Raw genomic sequence first — 16,838 nt, 5'->3', positions numbered from 1 at the left:
GCTTATTTTATCCGCCGCGTTACGTTCTTTTTTACACCGTATAAACCAGGAAATCTTCCGCCAGCACCGTGGAGGGAAATATCTCCCGGCACTCGGCCAACAGGCGCCGACAGCCCTCGGCATCATAGCGAGAGCTAAAGTGAGTGGCGATAAGCGTACCGACGCGGGCGTTCTCCGCTAACGTCGCCGTTTGCTGGCTGGATGAATGCCCGCGGCTGTTGGCCTTTTCCGCCATCGCCTGTTCGAGCGTCACCTCGTGAACCATGACATCTACACCGCGCGCCAGCTCCAGCGCCTCGGGACAGGGGGCGGTATCGCCGAAAATAGCCAGCTTTTTACCCGGCGTTGATGGGCCAAGATAGCTGCTGCCGTCAATGATTCGGCCATCCTCCAGCTCAACCGTTAATCCCTGTTTCAGGCGGTGGAACACCGGACCAGAAGGCACGCCGTCGGCGATAAGCTGAGCGGCATCCAGAGTTCCGGGTTTATCATGCTGTTCGATACGATAGCCGTAGCACTCAACCGGATGGTTTAACGGCCAGGCGGTGACCCGGAAACCCGCTTCATCAAACACCAGACCCGGTTCGACTTCAACGATAGTCAGCGGATAATCGGTCCAGGAACCGCTAAGGCGCAGTGCGGTTTCGACAAACTCTCTTAATCCTTTAGGCCCGTAAAGCGTCAGCGGCAGAGAATTACCCTGCATCGAGCGGCTGCACAGTAGGCCGGGAAGACCGAACAGATGATCGCCATGTAAATGAGTGATAAAAATCTTATTCAGTTTGCCGGGATGATAAGGGGTACGTAAAAATTGATGCTGGGTTCCTTCCCCACAGTCGAACAGCCACATCTCAGACATTGTTGGCTGTTGCAAATTCAGCACTATCGACGTCATATTACGCGTACGGGTAGGCACGCCAGCGGATGTCCCCAAAAATAGTAATTCCATCGTCCAGTGTCCTCAGGGCGTATGAGTCAAAAATGAAGTATATCAATTAAGGAAGCGCAGATGATTATATGGCAGGATCTTCACCACGCCGAACTGACCGTGCCGCAGCTATATGCCGCGCTAAAATTACGCTGCGCGGTGTTTGTTGTCGAACAAAACTGCGTCTATCAGGATGTCGACGGCGACGATTTGGTGGGTGAAAACCGCCATATTTTAGGCTGGCGCGGCGATGAGCTGGTGGCCTACGCGCGCATCCTCAAGAGCGATGATGAGTTTGAACCGGTAGTCATTGGGCGGGTGATTGTCAGCCCGGCGGTTCGCGGCGAGAAGCTGGGCTATCAGTTGATGGAGCACGCACTGGCCAGCTGCCGCCTGAACTGGCCGCAAAAGGCGATTTATCTCGGAGCCCAGGCGCACCTGCAAAAATTTTACGCCAGCTTTGGCTTTGTGCCGGTGACCGAGGTCTACGACGAGGACGGCATCGATCATATCGGCATGGCGTGCGAAATCGCCACCCACTAACCGTTGTGCTGGTGAAAAACCGCTCCCTCATCGTGGGTACTGCTATTTATCAGTTGTACCTCGTATAATGTGGGGTTTTTACTCCGTGGAGGTTTGCGTGCTGTCTGTTTCCACCGCGCTGGAATGCCTGTACGGCTGCCTGGCTGAAGATTTCCCGCCATCGCCCGGCACGCGAATATTCGATATCCCCTTTGCGCTGAATGACGCTTTTGACCCTCTGTTATGGTGTTGTCATCAGCGACAGTGGCCGCAGTTCTACTGGCAGCAGCGTAGCGGTGATGAAGAACTTGCCGCGCTGGGCGCGGTAAGAACCTTTTCTTCAATGGCGCAGGCGCACGCTTTTTTACTGCAACAAGGGCGCGACGACCTGCGAATTTGCGGCCTTAATGCCTTTGATCCCCGACAGGGTATGCTGATATTGCCGAGGCTTGAATGGCGTCGGCTGGGCGGCAACGCCACGCTACGTCTGATATTACAGAGCGATACTTCACTATATGATGACGCCTGCGCAGCGCGTGAATTTCTCCATTCGCTGGTAACGAAACAGGCGCAGCCGACGACGATGCCCTCTCTGCTTAGCGAGCAGCACTTCCCGCCTTATCCACAGTGGCGGGAGCTGATTATGCAGGCCACGCAGGCGATAGCGGCGGGAGAAATGGACAAAGTAGTGCTGGCCCGCGCCACCGATTTACATTTTGCCGCGCCGCTGAACGCCGGAGCGATCATGGCTGCCAGCCGCCGCAGCAATCTCAGCTGCTTCCACTTCCTGATGGCTTTTAATCCCCGAGAGGTCTTCTTTGGCTCAACGCCGGAAAGGCTGTGGCGCCGCCGCGGTGCGCTGCTGCGTACCGAAGCGCTGGCGGGGACCGTTGCCAGCCATAGGGATGAACGTCAGGCGCAGCGTCTGGGGGAATGGCTGATGGCCGACGATAAGAACCAGCGCGAAAATATGCTGGTGGTGGAAGATATTTGTCAGCGTATGCAGCAGGAGACTCACGCGCTGGAGGTACTTCCGCCGCAGATTGTTCGCCTGCGTAAGGTACAGCATCTGCGGCGCTGTATATGGGCCGAGCTGAATAAACCTGATGATGTACGCTGTTTGCATCGGCTCCAGCCCACCGCCGCGGTCGCCGGCCTGCCGCGACAAGCGGCGCTGGATTTCATCATCCGCAACGAGCCTTTTACCCGCGACTGGTATGCCGGATCCGCGGGCTATCTGTCGCTGACGCAGAGCGAATTTTGCGTTTCGCTGCGCTCGGCGAAAGTGGAATACGATACGCTCCGATTGTACGCCGGCGCGGGGATTGTCAGCGGTTCTGACCCTGAACAAGAGTGGCAGGAAATAGAAAATAAAGCGGCAGGATTGCGGTCGTTACTGCTGGCAGAAACATAGATAAAACGATGCATATCAAAACGGCAACAGTTTGCTTTATCTATACTTAGCGTCAATATTTGATACCGGACAAATTCATGTCAGTAAGTGCATTTAACCGACGCTGGGCGGCGGTAATCCTTGAAGCTTTAACGCGCCACGGCGTGCGGCACATCTGCATTGCGCCCGGCTCGCGCTCGACACCCTTGACCCTGGCGGCAGCGGAAAATCGCGCGTTTATCCATCATACCCATTTTGACGAACGCGGCCTCGGCCATCTGGCGCTGGGGCTGGCGAAAGCCAGCGGTCAGCCGGTGGCGGTGATAGTTACCTCCGGTACCGCAACGGCCAACCTTTATCCGGCGCTAATTGAAGCCGGGCTGACCGGTGAAAAACTCATTTTACTGACCGCCGACCGGCCGCCGGAGCTGATCGATTGCGGCGCGAATCAGGCTATCCGCCAGGCTGGCATGTTTGCCTCGCATCCGTCACAGGCGATCTCCCTGCCGCGCCCGTCGCAGGATATTTCTGCCCGCTGGCTGGTATCGACCCTTGACCAGGCGCTCGGCGCGCTCCACTCAGGCGGCGTGCATATCAACTGTCCCTTTGCCGAACCGCTGTATGGCGATATGGATGACACCGGCGTTGAGTGGCAGCAGCAGCTGGGAGAGTGGTGGCAAAGCGATAAGCCCTGGCTGCGCCAGTCTCTGCATCTTGAGAGCGAAAAACAGCGCGACTGGTTTTTCTGGCGGCAAAAACGCGGTGTGGTAGTCGCCGGCCGGATGAGCGCGGAAGAAGGCTTAAAAGTTGCCGAGTGGGCGAAAACGCTCGGCTGGCCGCTGATTGGCGATGTTCTCTCGCAAACCGGACAACCGCTTCCCTGCGCCGACCTGTGGCTCGGTAACGGCAAAGCGGTTAGCGAACTTGAACAGGCCCAAATCATTGTTCAACTGGGCAGCAGTCTGACCAGTAAACGCGTTTTGCAGTGGCAGGCGACCTGCGAACCTGAAGAGTACTGGCTGATCGACAACCTGACGGGGCGTCTGGATCCGGCCCAGCATCGCGGTCGCCGACTGGTCTGCGCCATCGACCGCTGGCTTGATCTGCATCCGGCGGAAAAACGGCAGCCGTGGGCTGGCGTCATTCCCGTACTCGCGCGCCGGGCATGGCAGGCGGCGGTCGCCAGCAGCGAGGGTTTCGGCGAAGCCCAGCTGGCGCAGCGTCTGTGCCGCTACCTGCCGGATCAGGGGCAGCTTTTTGTCGGTAACAGCCTGGCGGTGCGCCTGATTGACGCGCTGTCGCAGCTACCCGCAGGGTACCCGGTCTATAGCAATCGCGGGGCCAGCGGGATTGACGGTCTGCTGGCGACAGCGGCGGGAGTGCAGCGCGCCAGCGCGCGTCCGACGCTGGCAATCGTCGGCGATCTGTCTGCGCTTTACGACCTCAACTCGCTGGCGCTGCTGCGTCAGGCCTCTGCGCCGCTGGTGCTTATTATCGTCAACAATAACGGCGGGCAGATTTTCTCTCTGCTACCAACGCCGCAGGAGCAGCGAAGCCAGTTCTATCTGATGCCGCAAAATATCCATTTTGAACATGCGGCGGCGATGTTCAATCTCACTTATCATCGCCCAACGGCGTGGAATGAGCTGGAACTGGCGCTGGACGCGGCCTGGCGAGGGCCCGGCGCGACGCTGATTGAGCTGGTGGTGAATGAAACCGATGGGACGCAAACTTTGCAGCAGCTGCTGGCGCAGGTGAGTCAGCTATGATCCTGCACGCGCTGGCTGAACGCGGCCAGCCGGGGTATCCCTGGCTGGTTTTTTTGCACGGATTTTCCGGCGACAGCCAGGAATGGCGAACGGTGGGGCAGGCATTCGGGGCATATTCCCGTTTGTATATCGATCTGCCGGGCCACGGCGGCTCAGCGCATATTGCCGTCAACAGCTTCGCTGATGTCAGCCATCTTCTTAAGAATACGCTCAATAGTTACAACATACTAAAGTACTGGCTGGTGGGGTACTCCCTTGGCGGACGGATGGCGATGTTCTATGCCTGCCAGCTGCATGAAGGGCTCTGCGGGCTGGTGGTAGAGGGCGGGCATCCTGGTTTAACCGACCAAAACCAACGTTTGCTGCGCCAGCGCAGCGACGCGGCCTGGGCTGAACGCTTTCGCCGCGAGCCGCTGACGCAGGTCTTTGCCGACTGGTATCAGCAGCCGGTATTTGCTTCCCTTGATGAAGCGCAGCGCGCGGCGCTGGTGGCGCTGCGCAGCCGCAATAACGGCGCAGCGCTAGCGGCGATGCTGGAGGCCACCTCGCTGGCCGCACAACCCGATCTCCGTGAGTCGTTACGGGCTCGCTATTTCCCTTTTCATTACCTTTGCGGCGAAAGCGATGGTAAGTTTCGCGCTATTGCGGATGAGTTATCCGCCACCACTCACCTGATTAATCATGCCGGGCACAACGCGCATCGGGAAAACCCCGCCGCTGTCGTGTCTTGTCTGGCGCAGTTTTTAGCGAGTTAACTGAAGGACTTTTTATGATCTCTCTTGATGAAGCAATGCTTTACGCCCCGATTGAATGGCAGGACTGCTCTGAAGGCTATACCGATATTCGTTACCAAAAATCGGCGGATGGGATTGCTAAAATCACCATTAACCGCCCGCAGGTACGCAACGCGTTCCGCCCGCTGACCGTCAAAGAGATGATTCAGGCGCTGGCGGATGCCCGATATGACGACAATATCGGCGTCATCGTTCTGACCGGTGAAGGCGACAAAGCGTTTTGCGCCGGCGGCGATCAGAAAGTCCGCGGCGACTACGGCGGCTATCAGGATGATTCCGGCGTCCACCATCTCAACGTTCTTGATTTCCAGCGCCAGATCCGCACCTGCCCGAAACCGGTGGTGGCGATGGTTGCGGGCTATTCCATCGGCGGCGGTCACGTCCTGCATATGATGTGCGATCTGACCATCGCGGCGGAAAACGCAATTTTCGGCCAGACCGGTCCGAAAGTCGGCTCCTTCGACGGCGGCTGGGGCGCATCCTATATGGCGCGCATCGTCGGGCAGAAAAAAGCCCGCGAAATCTGGTTCCTGTGCCGTCAGTACGATGCGCAGCAGGCGCTGGATATGGGACTGGTTAATACCGTTGTGCCGCTGGCGGATCTGGAAAAAGAGACCGTACGCTGGTGCCGCGAAATGCTGCAAAACAGTCCGATGGCGCTGCGCTGCCTGAAGGCGGCGCTGAACGCCGACTGCGACGGTCAGGCCGGTCTGCAGGAGCTGGCGGGTAACGCCACCATGCTGTTCTACATGACGGAAGAAGGGCAGGAAGGCCGCAACGCCTTCAACCAGAAGCGCCAGCCGGACTTCAGCAAATTTAAACGGAATCCGTAATGCGGCAGGCGCAGGTCTACCGCTGGCAGCTACCGATGGACGCGGGAGTGGTGCTGCGTGAACGGCGGTTAAAAACCCGCGATGGTTTGCTTCTGCGCCTTCGTGACGGCGAGAGCGAAGGCTGGGGGGAAATATCTCCCCTGCCGGGATTTAGCCTGGAAACGCTGGATGAAGCACAGTCGGCGCTGCTGGCGTGGGCGAGCGGCTGGCGCGATGGCGAAGACGCCGCGCTGCCGACGCCGCCCTCAGCGGCCTTCGGCGCGAGCTGCGCACTGGCGGAACTGCGCGGCGAACTACCGCAGGCGGCGGATTATCGCGCGGCGCCGCTGTGCTCCGGCGACCCGGATGAGCTGTTTGCAAAACTGTCGCTGATGCCCGGAGAAAAAGTAGCGAAAGTTAAAGTCGGCCTGTATGAGGCGGTGCGCGATGGTATGGTGGTGAATCTGCTGCTTGAGGCGATTCCCGATCTGACGCTACGCCTCGACGCTAACCGCGCCTGGACGCCGCTAAAAGCGCAGCAGTTCGCTAAATACGTTAATCCGCACTATCGCAGCCGCATCGCTTTTCTCGAAGAGCCCTGCAAAAATCGTGATGATTCGCGGTTTTTTGCCCAACAAACGGGGATCGCTATCGCCTGGGATGAGAGCCTGCGTGAGGCTGACTTTACCTTTGCCGCCGAACCGGGAGTGCGGGCGGTGGTGATTAAACCAACCTTGACCGGCAGTCTGCAGAAAGTACGGCAGCAGGTGGCCGAAGCTCACGCGTTGGGGCTGACGGCGGTGATCAGTTCAGCCATTGAGTCGAGCCTGGGTCTGACGCAGCTGGCGCGGATAGCCGCCTGGCTGACGCCGAATACCATCCCTGGTCTCGATACCCTGAGCCTGATGCGCGCTCAGCTGGTACGGCGCTGGCCGGAAAGCGACCTGCCGTGTCTTACCGTTGATGAGCTGGAGCCGCTGCTGTGACCTTTAGCGACTGGCCATGGCGGCACTGGCGGCGGCAGCAAGGAGAGATGCAGGCGCTGCGGCTCAACGAGCGGCCGCTTAGCTGGCGACAACTGTGCACGCAAGTTGATGCGCTAGCGAAAGGGTTTTACGCGCAGGGGGTCGGAGAGGGCGATGGCGTGCTGCTTCGCGCCTACAATCAGCCCGATGCGTTACTGGCCTGGCTGGCGCTGTTGCAGTGCGGCGCTCGCGTTCTGCCAATCAATCCGCAGCTTCCCGCTCTGTTGTTAGCTGAACTACTGCCGTCCCTGAGCCTGCACCACGCGCTGGTGCTCAACGACGGGGATCTTCCTGTTGCGCTGAATCCATTAGCTTTGTGCCCGGCCAGCGGTGAGTACGCGGTGGACTGGCGGGAAGATCGTCTCGCTTCCATGACGTTAACCTCGGGATCGACGGGACTACCGAAAGCGGCAGTGCACGCTTTTCGCGCCCATCTTGCCAGCGCAGAAGGCGTGCTGGCGATGATACCGTTTGCCCGGTCAGACGACTGGCTGCTATCGCTACCGCTGTTTCACGTTTCCGGTCAGGGCATTCTCTGGCGCTGGTTGTTTGCGGGGGCGGGACTGACGGTGCGAGATAAGCAGCCTCTGGAGCAGGCGCTACGCGGCTGTACCCACGCATCTCTGGTACCCACCCAACTCTGGCGCCTGCTTAACAGTGGTGCCGACGTATCGTTAAAAGCGGTTTTGCTCGGCGGCGCAGCGATCCCGGTGGCGCTCACCGAGCAGGCCCGCCAGCGTGGTATTCGCTGCTGGTGCGGGTACGGATTGACCGAGTTTGCCTCCACGGTCTGCGGCAAAGAGGCGGACGGTCTGGCCGACGTCGGGCAGCCTCTGCCGGGGCGTACGCTGCGGATTGTCGATGGTGAAGTCTGGCTGCGGGCTGACAGCATGGCTGAAGGCTACTGGCGAGATGGGCAAGTGATGCCGTTAATCAACGAAGACGGCTGGTTCGCCACTCGTGACCGGGGCCAGCTTGATAACGGCAGGCTGACCATTCTCGGAAGAATGGATAATCTCTTTTTCAGCGGTGGCGAAGGCATTCAGCCAGAGGAGGTCGAGCGGGTAATCAGCACTCATCCGCAGATTCAGCAGGTCTTTATCGTGCCGCAAGAGGATAAGGAGTTTGGCCAGCGCCCGGTAGCGGTAGTTGAGTGCAGCGAGCATTTCGACCCGTCCGTCTTCGCCGGGTGGTGCGCCGATAAGCTGGCGCGATTTCAGCAGCCGGTTCGCTGGCTGGCGCTGCCCGAAACGCTGAAAACCGGCGGAATAAAAATTTCCCGCCGGGCGCTGCGCGACTGGGTAAATCAGCAAGCGACAGCGTAAGTTACCAGCGCTGGACGTTCAGTAGCTGCTTTGTATGCCAGCGCCCAAGCGCAAAGACGGTGGTCAGCGCGCCGAGAAGAGCGCAAAACATATCCGACTGGGTATCCCAGGGATCGCCCTGGGTGCCGAGAAACTCATCGGCGCCTTGTCCCAGCGCCAGCGCTGCCCACCATTCGATTAGTTCATAGACGGCGCTGATCGCCAGCGCAATACAGCAGACGACGAAGGCGAGCATTTTACGTCCATGCACGTAGCCGCCGCGCAGCAAGATTTCCCGCGCCGCCAGCGCCGGCACCAGCCCCTGGAAAAAGTGTCCCAGCTTGTCGTAGGGGTTGCGGCTCAAATCAAGCTAGGACTGAATCTCAAAGCCGATGGGCACTTTGGCGTAGGTGTACATACCCCCGACCATCAAAATGATGGCATGCCAAAAAATCAGCACATAAAGCAGCGGCGTCAGCGGATAGCGCGAGTGCGTGGCCAGCAATAGCGGAACGATAATAATCACCGGCGTCACTTCCATTAGCCAGGTGAGTTTGTCGCCTGCGCTGATGCCGGTATAAACCAGAATAAGCACCAGCGCCAACGCTGCGAATTTTATCCCCGAGCGGGATGCCTGGAGGGTCATAATAGATCACCAAAAAGTTAAAACGATAACTATCAGGCAGAGGCGGGGAAAACTCAATATCAGCTCCCTGATGCAAAAAGGTGAACGGCGGGCGAGCAGAATACTCGCCTGTTATGGCGAAAGTTTGCTCAGAGTAGTCCCTTCAGAGCCAGCGTCTTACGGGTGGCGATGTTCAAATCATAGTGAGGGAGCTCTTCGGCTTTCACCCAGGCATACTCCTGAAACTCTTCGTTGATCGTCACTTCACGATTGGCGCTGATGCAGTCAAAGATGAGATAAATCATGTAGATTTCTTCCTGGCGACCGTCGGCGTAGGTTTTAACCCGTACGTCATCGCTAAAGGTCCACGGCGTAATGCTCACCAGCTGAAGCGCGTCTCCCAGCTCTTCACGAATTTCTCGTCTCAGCGCTTCTTCAATGCGTTCGCCGGGCTCAACGCCGCCGCCGGAGAGCGCCCACTGGCCGGGAAATACGCCGCGATCGTCAGCCATTTTGCACAGCAGATAGTGGCCTTCATGTTGAATAAGCGGGCAAACGATAGTCCTTTGACGCATAGGTTCTCCTTACTAATGATGAAGATAAAGATTGTGATGGCTCAGTTTGCGAGCCGCCTCGGCAAACCGCAAGCGAAAACGCGCGCCTGACGCAAGTGGTGGTAGGGTGAGCGCAGGTTAATTGGTCAGGGGCCATCATGGAACAGATAGCAAGCCACTCACCGCATGATGCGGTCTTTAAACATCTTTTGTCCCAACGCGCAACGGCGCGCGATTTTTTACTTATTCATTTGCCGGCGCATCTGCGGGAGCTCTGCGATCTGCGAACGCTGCAGCTGGAGTCCGGCAGTTTTATTGAAGAGGACTTACGCTCCAGCCACTCGGATATTCTTTATTCGCTGAAAACCCAGGGCGGTGAGGGGTATATCTACATTTTGATTGAACATCAAAGCTCACCCGACAGCCATATGGCGTATCGTCTGATGCGCTATGCTATCGCGGCGATGCAGCGCCATCTTGATAAGGGGCATCGTCAGCTACCGCTGGTTATTCCTCTGCTTTTTTATCACGGCAGAACCAGCCCTTATCCGTATTCGACGCGCTGGCTGGACGATTTCCCACAGCCGGAAGTGGCTGAGCGGCTGTATAGCCAGAATTTTCCACTGATAGACGTCATAGAGATCCCTGATGACCAGCTAATACAGCACCGGCGGGTCGCGATGCTGGAACTGCTGCAAAAACATATCCGTCAGCGGGATATGATGGAAATCGCTGAGCAACTGGTCAGAATATTATCTCTGGGATACACTACGCGTCGGCAGTTTAAAACGTTGCTCAATTATATGCTTTAGGCGGGTAACGCCGCCGATCCCGTGGCCTTTTTACGTAAGTTAGCGCGAAAGACGCCACTCAAGTCGCATAAGGAGACGCTGATGAATATTGCTCATTTTCTGGAAGAGCGTGGTCGTAAAGAGGGGGTCCTTCAGGGAATGAAGGTGGGGATGGAAAAAGGTTTGCAAAAAGGCCGACAAGAAGGTCTGAATGAAGGCCTGCAGGAGGCGACCGAACGCATTGCTCAGGCGATGCTGAAGGATGGGATCGCGCCTTCACAGGTCGCAAAGCTGACCGGTTTGTCACTGCGGCAGCTTGCTAAGCTCCCGCACTAAACTCCGGCATATCTACCCTTCATACTTCAAGTCGCTTGTGCGTTGGCTTTGTTACTCGGTTAATCTATGAGCCTCACCCTTATGGGTCGCCGCGTGATTCGCCCCTAAGGGACTCACCCTTTCAGGGCCAGCGCAAGCGCTGTTCAAAACGGTTAACCGTTTTGCCCTGCAACTCGAATTATTTTGGCTATAAGCGTAAAATGGCAGCCGGATAACGGCTGCCGTAAGCATTTATTCCGCTGGTTGTAAGGCTTTCAAGGCCGCTGCCACGCCCGCGCCGTAGTCGGGGTGGACCTGGCTGAACAGGCCAATTTGCCGTTGCTGAATAAACTCCGGGACATCCCGCATATCATCGGCGATACGCTGGAACATACGCTGATGCTCCTCTTTGCTTAATAGCTCAAACAGCTTGCGCGGCTGGCTAAAATAGTCGCTATCTTCCCGATGATTCCAGTGGGCCGCTGCGCCTTCAAGGCTTATAAGTGGCTCGCTAAAGTCCGGCTGTTCCTGAAATACGCCAAAGCTGTTTGGCTCATAGGTGGCGCCGTTGCCGCTATTGCCGTCTACGCGCATCGCGCCGTCGCGGTGATAGTTATGGAACGGGCAGCGAGGAGCGTTTACCGGAATCTGATGATGATTAACGCCGAGACGATAGCGCTGAGTATCGCCATAGGAGAACAGCCGGCCCTGCAGCATGCGGTCCGGGGAGAAGCTTACGCCGGGTACCACGTTTGCCGGATTCATCGCAACCTGTTCAACTTCTGCGAAGTAGTTATCCGGGTTGCGGTTTAGCTCCAGTACTCCGACTTCAATTAACGGATAATCGGCGTGCGGCCAGATTTTGGTCAGGTCGAACGGGTTATACGGCACCCGGCTGGCGTCCGCTTCCGGCATGATCTGCACGTAGAAAGTCCAGCGCGGGAAATCGCCTTTTTCAATCGACTCATAAAGATCGCGCTGCGAACTTTCGCGGTCCTCGGCCACCAGGCGTTTTGCTTCATCATCCATCAGGTTGGCGATCCCCTGCTGGGATTTGAAGTGGAATTTCACCCAAAAACGTTCATTTTCAGCGTTGATAAAGCTGAACGCGTGGCTGCCGAAACCGTGCATATAGCGATACGAGCGCGGTATGCCGCGGTCGCTAAAGTCGATGGTTAACTGATGCAGCGTTTCGGGAAGCAGGGAGAAAAAATCCCATTTCCAGGTGGGGTTGCGCAGGTTAGTTCTTGGGTCGCGCTTCACTACATGATTAAGATCGGGGAACTTCAGCGGGTCGCGAAGGTAGAAAATCGGCGTATTGTTGCCAACCAGATCCCAGTTACCCTCTTCGGTATAAAATTTGATTGAAAAGCCGCGAATATCGCGCTCGGCGTCAGCGGCGCCGCGTTCTCCGGCGACGGTTGAGAAGCGCAGGAACAGGTCGGTGGTTTTACCGACTTCGGAAAAAAGCTTTGCTCGGGTATAGCGGGTAATATCGTGAGTGACGGTTAGTTTGCCGTATGCCCCGGAGCCTTTAGCGTGCATTCGGCGCTCCGGGATAACTTCCCGGTCGAAGTGGGCCAGTTTTTCCAGAAACCAGACATCCTGCAGCAGCATAGGGCCGCGTGGTCCGGCGGTGACGACATTATTATTATCGACAACCGGTACGCCGGAGCCGGTAGTTAATCCTTTCTTGCTCATCTTTATCTCCTGACAAAGTTTTATGTAACTTATTCATTTCCCTGAAGGGGAGAAATAAGCCCAGCGATATTTGTAGGCTAATTAGCCAGTACGGACAATCTGGCCCTGACTATCGAATTGATATCTGAAGTCATAAATAAAAGTCCGGTAGTAACTGGTTACAATCGCAATGCTAAAGGTCGCGTCAGCGCATTGATTCCTCGGCGTTCGGCAGTACAATCTCGCGGTTTTTCGGGATTTCCTTGTTCCTTTTTCTGGATAGATAAAAATGAAAAAATGCATACTTACGGCCTTCGCTGGCATGATGTTCGTCTCGACGGCGGCAAATGCGATCAGCGTCAGCGGTCAGGCAGGTGAGCACTACACTAACCTTGGCGTCGGATTTGGCACGGAATCTACCGGCCTTGCGGTAACCGGTAACTGGCTGCATAACGATGATGACGGCGATGCGGCGGGTTTAGGACTGGGCATGAATATCCCGTTGGGGCCATTCCTGGCAACTGTCGGCGGTAAAGGCGTTTATACCAACCCGAACAACGGCGATGAGGGATATGCGGCGGCGGTTGGCGGCGGCCTGCAGTGGCAAATCGGCGACAGCTTCCGCCTGTTCGGCGAATATTATTACTCTCCCGACTCACTCTCCAGCGGAATCGACAGCTATCAGGAAGCGAATGCCGGCGCGCGTTTTACCATTATGCGTCCTCTGAGCATCGAAGCCGGTTACCGCTACCTCAACTTGGCGGGCAAAGACGGCAACCGCGACAACGCTGTCGCTGACGGTCCGTATATCGGCGTCAACGCCAGCTTCTAATCTCTTCGGCGCGGGGTTCCGCCGCGCCTGTTTTTCGCCGGCCACTTTGCGATATAGTATCCCGACTTATCAGGCTGGAGCTCACAATGTTAAACGTGGAAATGCTGTCCACCGGCGATGAAGTGCTGCATGGGCAAATCATCGACACCAACGCCGCGTGGCTGGCGGATTTCTTTTTTAATCAAGGATTACCCTTAACACGTCGCAACACCGTTGGTGACGATCTTGACTCCCTGGTGGCGATTTTACGCGAGCGTAGCGAGCATGCCGACGTGCTGATCGTCAACGGTGGTCTGGGGCCGACCAGCGACGATCTCAGCGCGCTGGCCGCAGCGACCGCTAAAGGCGAAGGATTGGTTCTGCATGAAGAGTGGCTGGAAACGATGACCCGTTTCTTTGCCGAGCGCGGAAGGCCGATGGCCGCCAGCAACCGTAAACAGGCGGAAATTCCGCAAAGCGCCGAGATGATCAACAACCCGGTCGGAACCGCCTGCGGCTTTGCCGTGCAGCTAAACCGCTGCCTGATGTTTTTCACTCCCGGGGTGCCTTCCGAATTTAAGGTGATGGTCGAACAGGAGATATTACCGCGGCTGCGTGAACGTTTTCCGCTGCCTGCTGCGCCGCTGTGCCTGCGTCTGACCACCTTCGGACGTTCCGAAAGCGAACTGGCGCAGAGCCTTGACCATCTACAGCTGCCGCCGGGCGTGGTGATGGGCTATCGCTCTTCAATGCCGATTATCGAACTGAAGCTGACCGGGCCCGCAGAGCAGCGCGAGGCGATGCTGGCGCTGTGGCCTGAAGTGCAGAAAGTGGCCGGAGAGAGCATCATCTTCGAAGGCACCGAAGGCCTGCCTGCGCAGATCGCCCGTCGCCTGCAGGAGCGTCAGCTAAGTCTGACGCTGAGCGAACAGTTTACCGGCGGCCTGCTGGCGCTGCAGCTTTCCCGCGTTAATGCGCCGCTGTTGGCCAGCGAGGTTATTCCCGCACAGGAAGAGACCCTGGCACAGTCCGCGCGCTGGGCGGCGGAAAGGCGTGAAAAACACTTTGCCGGACTGGCGCTGGCGGTTAGCGGCCACGAGAACGAACATCTGAATTTTGCGCTTTCCGCACCGGACGGTACCCATGCGCTGAGGGTGAAATTCGCCACCAACCGCCACAGCCTGCAGGTGCGTCAGGAGGTCTGCGCGATGATGGCCCTGAACATGCTGCGCCGCTGGTTGAATGGTCAACCGGTGGCCGGTGAGCACGGCTGGATTGACGTCGTCGAATCTCTTTCAGTTTAACCCATCCTCTGCGTCGGGAGCTCTCCCGACGCGCTTTGAGTCCAGCCCGCTGTACTTGCTTTTAAATATTCTGTGCGTTACCTCCCATTTTTATCCCTCTGTACGTCCACCTTGCTGGAATAGCGCCGTCATTTGAAGTCGCTCACAATTTGCTGGCCCGACAACCGCAACACTGATTCCAGTATTCAGGATTGGAGTCCAGTATGTTGGAATCAAGCAAAGTCCCGGCGCTGACCCGCGCTATAGATATTCTCAATTTGATCGCCCGTATCGGCCCCTGCAGCGCGGCGACCATCATTGAAGAACTGGGTATTCCTAAAAGCACCGCCTATTTGCTGCTGGGAGAGCTGAAAAAACAGCGTTTCCTCAGCATGGATAATCAGGATAACTACTGCCTGTGGACCAAACTGGTTGAGCTGGCCGGGCAGGCGCTGAGCAAAATGGACCTGCGCGAACTGGCGCGTCCGCGCCTGACGCAGCTGATGGATCAGTGTGGGCTGCTCTGCCACCTGGGCATTATCGACAGCGGCAACGCCTACTACATTCTGAAGATTGAATCCCCGGCGACCATCAGCGTGCGCTCACACGAAGGAAAAAGCCTGTCGCTGTATCGCTCCGGTATCGGTAAATGCCTGCTGGCCTGGCAGCCTGAGCGAGTACAGGAGGCGATTATCAGCGAGCTGCAGTGGGAGCAGGCGACGCCAACCACTATCAGCAGTGCCCAGCAGCTTCGCGATGAGCTGGGGCGTATTCGCGCCCGCGGCTGGAGCTTCGATAACGGTGAAGATTATCCCGACGTTCGCTGCGTAGCTGCGCCGGTTTTTAACGCCAACAACGAACTGACCGCCGCCATTTCAGTGGTGGGTACCCGTCTGCAAATCAATGAAGACAATCGCGATTACCTCGCCAGCAGGGCGATTGCCTGCGCCAAAGATATTTCCCGTCTGTTGGGGTGGAAGAGCCCCTTCGAACAACAAGCCTCATAACAAGGAGAAGATCATGACCCTACCGAAAATTAAACACGTCCGCGCCTGGTTTATTGGCGGTGCTACCGCAGAGAAAGGCGCTGGCGGCGGTGATTATCATGACCAGGGCGCCAACCACTGGATTGACGATCATATCGCTACGCCAATGAGCAAATATAAACAGTATGAACAGTCCCGCCAGTCGTTTGGCATCAACGTTCTCGGCACGCTGATTGTGGAAGTGGAAGCTGAAAACGGCCAGACCGGCTTTGCGGTATCCACCGCGGGCGAGATGGGCTGCTTTATTGTGGAAAAGCATCTCAACCGCTTTATCGAAGGGAAGTGCGTCAGCGATATCAAACTGATCCACGACCAGATGCTCAACGCCACCATGTACTACTCCGGCTCCGGCGGCCTGGTGATGAATACCATTTCCTGTATCGACCTGGCGCTATGGGATCTGTTCGGCAAAGTGGTTGGACTGCCGGTTTACAAACTGCTGGGCGGCGCGGTGCGCGATGAAATTCAGTTTTATGCTACCGGGGCGCGTCCGGACCTGGCGAAAGAGATGGGCTTTATTGGCGGCAAGATGCCGACCCACTGGGGGCCGCACGACGGCGACGCGGGGATCCGCAAAGATGCCGCGATGGTGGCCGATATGCGCGAAAAATGCGGCCCGGATTTCTGGCTGATGCTGGACTGCTGGATGAGCCAGGACGTTAACTACGCCACTAAACTGGCCCACGCCTGCGCCCCTTATAACCTTAAATGGATCGAAGAGTGCCTGCCGCCGCAGCAGTACGAAGGCTATCGTGAACTTAAGCGCAATGCGCCTGCCGGGATGATGGTCACCAGCGGCGAGCACCACGGCACGCTGCAATCCTTCCGTACGCTGTCGGAAACCGGTATCGATATTATGCAGCCTGACGTAGGCTGGTGCGGCGGCCTGACCACGCTGGTAGAGATTGCGGCGATTGCTAAATCGCGCGGTCAGCTGGTGGTTCCGCACGGTTCATCGGTCTATTCGCACCATGCGGTTATTACTTTTACCAACACGCCGTTCAGCGAGTTCCTGATGACCAGCCCGGACTGCTCAACGATGCGCCCGCAGTTTGATCCGATTCTGGTTGACGAGCCGGTACCTGTAAACGGACGCATCCATAAAACCGTGCTGGATAAACCGGGCTTCGGCGTCGAGCTGAACCGGGACTGCAATCTGAAACGCCCTTATAGCCACTGATCCCGT

Annotated in this window: 14 protein-coding genes and 2 pseudogenes; 12 read left to right on the top strand and 4 right to left on the bottom strand. The window is 57.2% G+C overall.

What is annotated here, in order from left to right; translation table 11 throughout:
• Window positions 1-31 precede the first annotated feature (31 nt).
• Complete coding sequence (rnz, locus tag GJ746_RS17495; RefSeq protein ID WP_154681341.1) at window positions 32-949, bottom strand: ribonuclease Z; 918 nt, start codon at window positions 947-949, stop codon at window positions 32-34.
• A 60-nt stretch (window positions 950-1,009) separates the two neighbouring features.
• Between rnz and GJ746_RS17490 the strand changes: the two genes are divergently transcribed.
• The 7 genes from GJ746_RS17490 to menE all read left to right on the top strand — a co-directional run bounded on the left by GJ746_RS17490 (window position 1,010) and on the right by menE (window position 8,568).
• On the top strand, window positions 1,010-1,471 hold the full coding sequence (locus GJ746_RS17490; RefSeq protein WP_154681340.1) for a GNAT family N-acetyltransferase: 462 nt from the start codon (window positions 1,010-1,012) through the stop codon (window positions 1,469-1,471).
• Between the two features lie 97 nt (window positions 1,472-1,568).
• On the top strand, window positions 1,569-2,864 hold the full coding sequence (gene menF, locus GJ746_RS17485; protein ID WP_154681339.1) for an isochorismate synthase MenF: 1,296 nt from the start codon (window positions 1,569-1,571) through the stop codon (window positions 2,862-2,864).
• A gap of 77 nt (window positions 2,865-2,941) precedes the next feature.
• Window positions 2,942-4,612, top strand: coding sequence for a 2-succinyl-5-enolpyruvyl-6-hydroxy-3-cyclohexene-1-carboxylic-acid synthase (gene menD / locus GJ746_RS17480; protein ID WP_154681338.1), 1,671 nt, complete (start codon window positions 2,942-2,944; stop codon window positions 4,610-4,612).
• Window positions 4,609-5,367 carry a 2-succinyl-6-hydroxy-2,4-cyclohexadiene-1-carboxylate synthase gene (menH, locus tag GJ746_RS17475; RefSeq protein ID WP_154681337.1) on the top strand — a complete coding sequence of 253 codons (759 nt, stop codon included), beginning with the start codon at window positions 4,609-4,611 and terminating at the stop codon, window positions 5,365-5,367. Before menD ends, menH begins: the two co-directional genes overlap by 4 nt.
• Window positions 5,368-5,381: 14 nt before the next feature.
• Window positions 5,382-6,239, top strand: a complete 858-nt coding sequence (gene menB, locus GJ746_RS17470) for a 1,4-dihydroxy-2-naphthoyl-CoA synthase (RefSeq protein WP_004123101.1) — start codon at window positions 5,382-5,384, stop codon at window positions 6,237-6,239.
• Window positions 6,239-7,204, top strand: coding sequence for an o-succinylbenzoate synthase (menC, locus tag GJ746_RS17465; RefSeq protein WP_154681336.1), 966 nt, complete (start codon window positions 6,239-6,241; stop codon window positions 7,202-7,204). Before menB ends, menC begins: the two co-directional genes overlap by 1 nt.
• Complete coding sequence (gene menE / locus GJ746_RS17460) at window positions 7,201-8,568, top strand: o-succinylbenzoate--CoA ligase (protein ID WP_154681335.1); 1,368 nt, start codon at window positions 7,201-7,203, stop codon at window positions 8,566-8,568. The genes menC and menE overlap by 4 nt, the downstream gene beginning before the upstream one ends.
• 1 nt (window position 8,569) lies before the next feature.
• On the opposite strand, the pseudogene GJ746_RS17455 reads toward menE, so the two are convergent.
• Together GJ746_RS17455 and nudI are read right to left on the bottom strand one after the other, a co-directional pair.
• Window positions 8,570-9,193, bottom strand: a pseudogene (locus GJ746_RS17455) (DUF2238 domain-containing protein).
• 128 nt (window positions 9,194-9,321) lie between these two features.
• Window positions 9,322-9,747: a nucleoside triphosphatase NudI gene (nudI, locus tag GJ746_RS17450; protein ID WP_154681334.1), complete on the bottom strand. Its 426-nt coding sequence runs from the start codon at window positions 9,745-9,747 to the stop codon at window positions 9,322-9,324.
• A 137-nt stretch (window positions 9,748-9,884) separates the two neighbouring features.
• Here nudI and GJ746_RS17445 point away from each other — a divergent pair.
• Window positions 9,885-10,853, top strand: a pseudogene (locus GJ746_RS17445) (Rpn family recombination-promoting nuclease/putative transposase).
• Window positions 10,854-11,084: 231 nt separating this feature from the next.
• Here the strand turns inward: GJ746_RS17445 and GJ746_RS17440 are convergent.
• Window positions 11,085-12,533: a catalase gene (locus GJ746_RS17440; protein ID WP_154681333.1), complete on the bottom strand. Its 1,449-nt coding sequence runs from the start codon at window positions 12,531-12,533 to the stop codon at window positions 11,085-11,087.
• A 268-nt stretch (window positions 12,534-12,801) separates the two neighbouring features.
• Here GJ746_RS17440 and GJ746_RS17435 point away from each other — a divergent pair, with 268 nt between their 5' ends.
• The 4 genes from GJ746_RS17435 (at window position 12,802) to rhmD (ending at window position 16,832) form a co-directional block, all read left to right on the top strand.
• Window positions 12,802-13,344, top strand: coding sequence for a YfaZ family outer membrane protein (locus GJ746_RS17435; RefSeq protein WP_154681332.1), 543 nt, complete (start codon window positions 12,802-12,804; stop codon window positions 13,342-13,344).
• An 86-nt stretch (window positions 13,345-13,430) separates the two neighbouring features.
• Window positions 13,431-14,627 carry a nicotinamide mononucleotide deamidase-related protein YfaY gene (locus GJ746_RS17430; protein WP_154681331.1) on the top strand — a complete coding sequence of 399 codons (1,197 nt, stop codon included), beginning with the start codon at window positions 13,431-13,433 and terminating at the stop codon, window positions 14,625-14,627.
• A 203-nt stretch (window positions 14,628-14,830) separates the two neighbouring features.
• Entirely contained in the window at window positions 14,831-15,613 is a 783-nt protein-coding gene (locus GJ746_RS17425) for an IclR family transcriptional regulator (protein WP_154681330.1), read from the top strand.
• Between the two features lie 13 nt (window positions 15,614-15,626).
• Window positions 15,627-16,832 (top strand): L-rhamnonate dehydratase, encoded by a 1,206-nt coding sequence (gene rhmD, locus GJ746_RS17420; protein ID WP_004104015.1) that lies wholly within the window; start codon window positions 15,627-15,629, stop codon window positions 16,830-16,832.
• The last annotated feature ends 6 nt before the right edge of the window (window positions 16,833-16,838 follow it).

Source organism: Klebsiella oxytoca (assembly GCF_009707385.1).
Taxonomy (GTDB): domain Bacteria; phylum Pseudomonadota; class Gammaproteobacteria; order Enterobacterales; family Enterobacteriaceae; genus Klebsiella; species Klebsiella oxytoca_C.
This window is presented reverse-complemented; position numbering and strand designations above follow the sequence as displayed.

Excerpts from the sequence above, each read along its gene's own strand:
- GJ746_RS17425 (WP_154681330.1), top strand. The coding sequence starts at position 14,831 with ATGTTGGAATCAAGCAAAGTCCCGGCGCTGACCCGCGCTATAGATATT.
- GJ746_RS17430 (WP_154681331.1), top strand. The coding sequence starts at position 13,431 with ATGTTAAACGTGGAAATGCTGTCCACCGGCGATGAAGTGCTGCATGGG.
- GJ746_RS17490 (WP_154681340.1), top strand. The coding sequence starts at position 1,010 with ATGATTATATGGCAGGATCTTCACCACGCCGAACTGACCGTGCCGCAG.
- menB (WP_004123101.1), top strand. The coding sequence starts at position 5,382 with ATGATCTCTCTTGATGAAGCAATGCTTTACGCCCCGATTGAATGGCAG.
- rnz (WP_154681341.1), bottom strand. The coding sequence starts at position 949 with ATGGAATTACTATTTTTGGGGACATCCGCTGGCGTGCCTACCCGTACG.
- rhmD (WP_004104015.1), top strand. The coding sequence starts at position 15,627 with ATGACCCTACCGAAAATTAAACACGTCCGCGCCTGGTTTATTGGCGGT.
- GJ746_RS17435 (WP_154681332.1), top strand. The coding sequence starts at position 12,802 with ATGAAAAAATGCATACTTACGGCCTTCGCTGGCATGATGTTCGTCTCG.
- menD (WP_154681338.1), top strand. The coding sequence starts at position 2,942 with ATGTCAGTAAGTGCATTTAACCGACGCTGGGCGGCGGTAATCCTTGAA.
- nudI (WP_154681334.1), bottom strand. The coding sequence starts at position 9,747 with ATGCGTCAAAGGACTATCGTTTGCCCGCTTATTCAACATGAAGGCCAC.
- GJ746_RS17440 (WP_154681333.1), bottom strand. The coding sequence starts at position 12,533 with ATGAGCAAGAAAGGATTAACTACCGGCTCCGGCGTACCGGTTGTCGAT.
- menH (WP_154681337.1), top strand. The coding sequence starts at position 4,609 with ATGATCCTGCACGCGCTGGCTGAACGCGGCCAGCCGGGGTATCCCTGG.
- menC (WP_154681336.1), top strand. The coding sequence starts at position 6,239 with ATGCGGCAGGCGCAGGTCTACCGCTGGCAGCTACCGATGGACGCGGGA.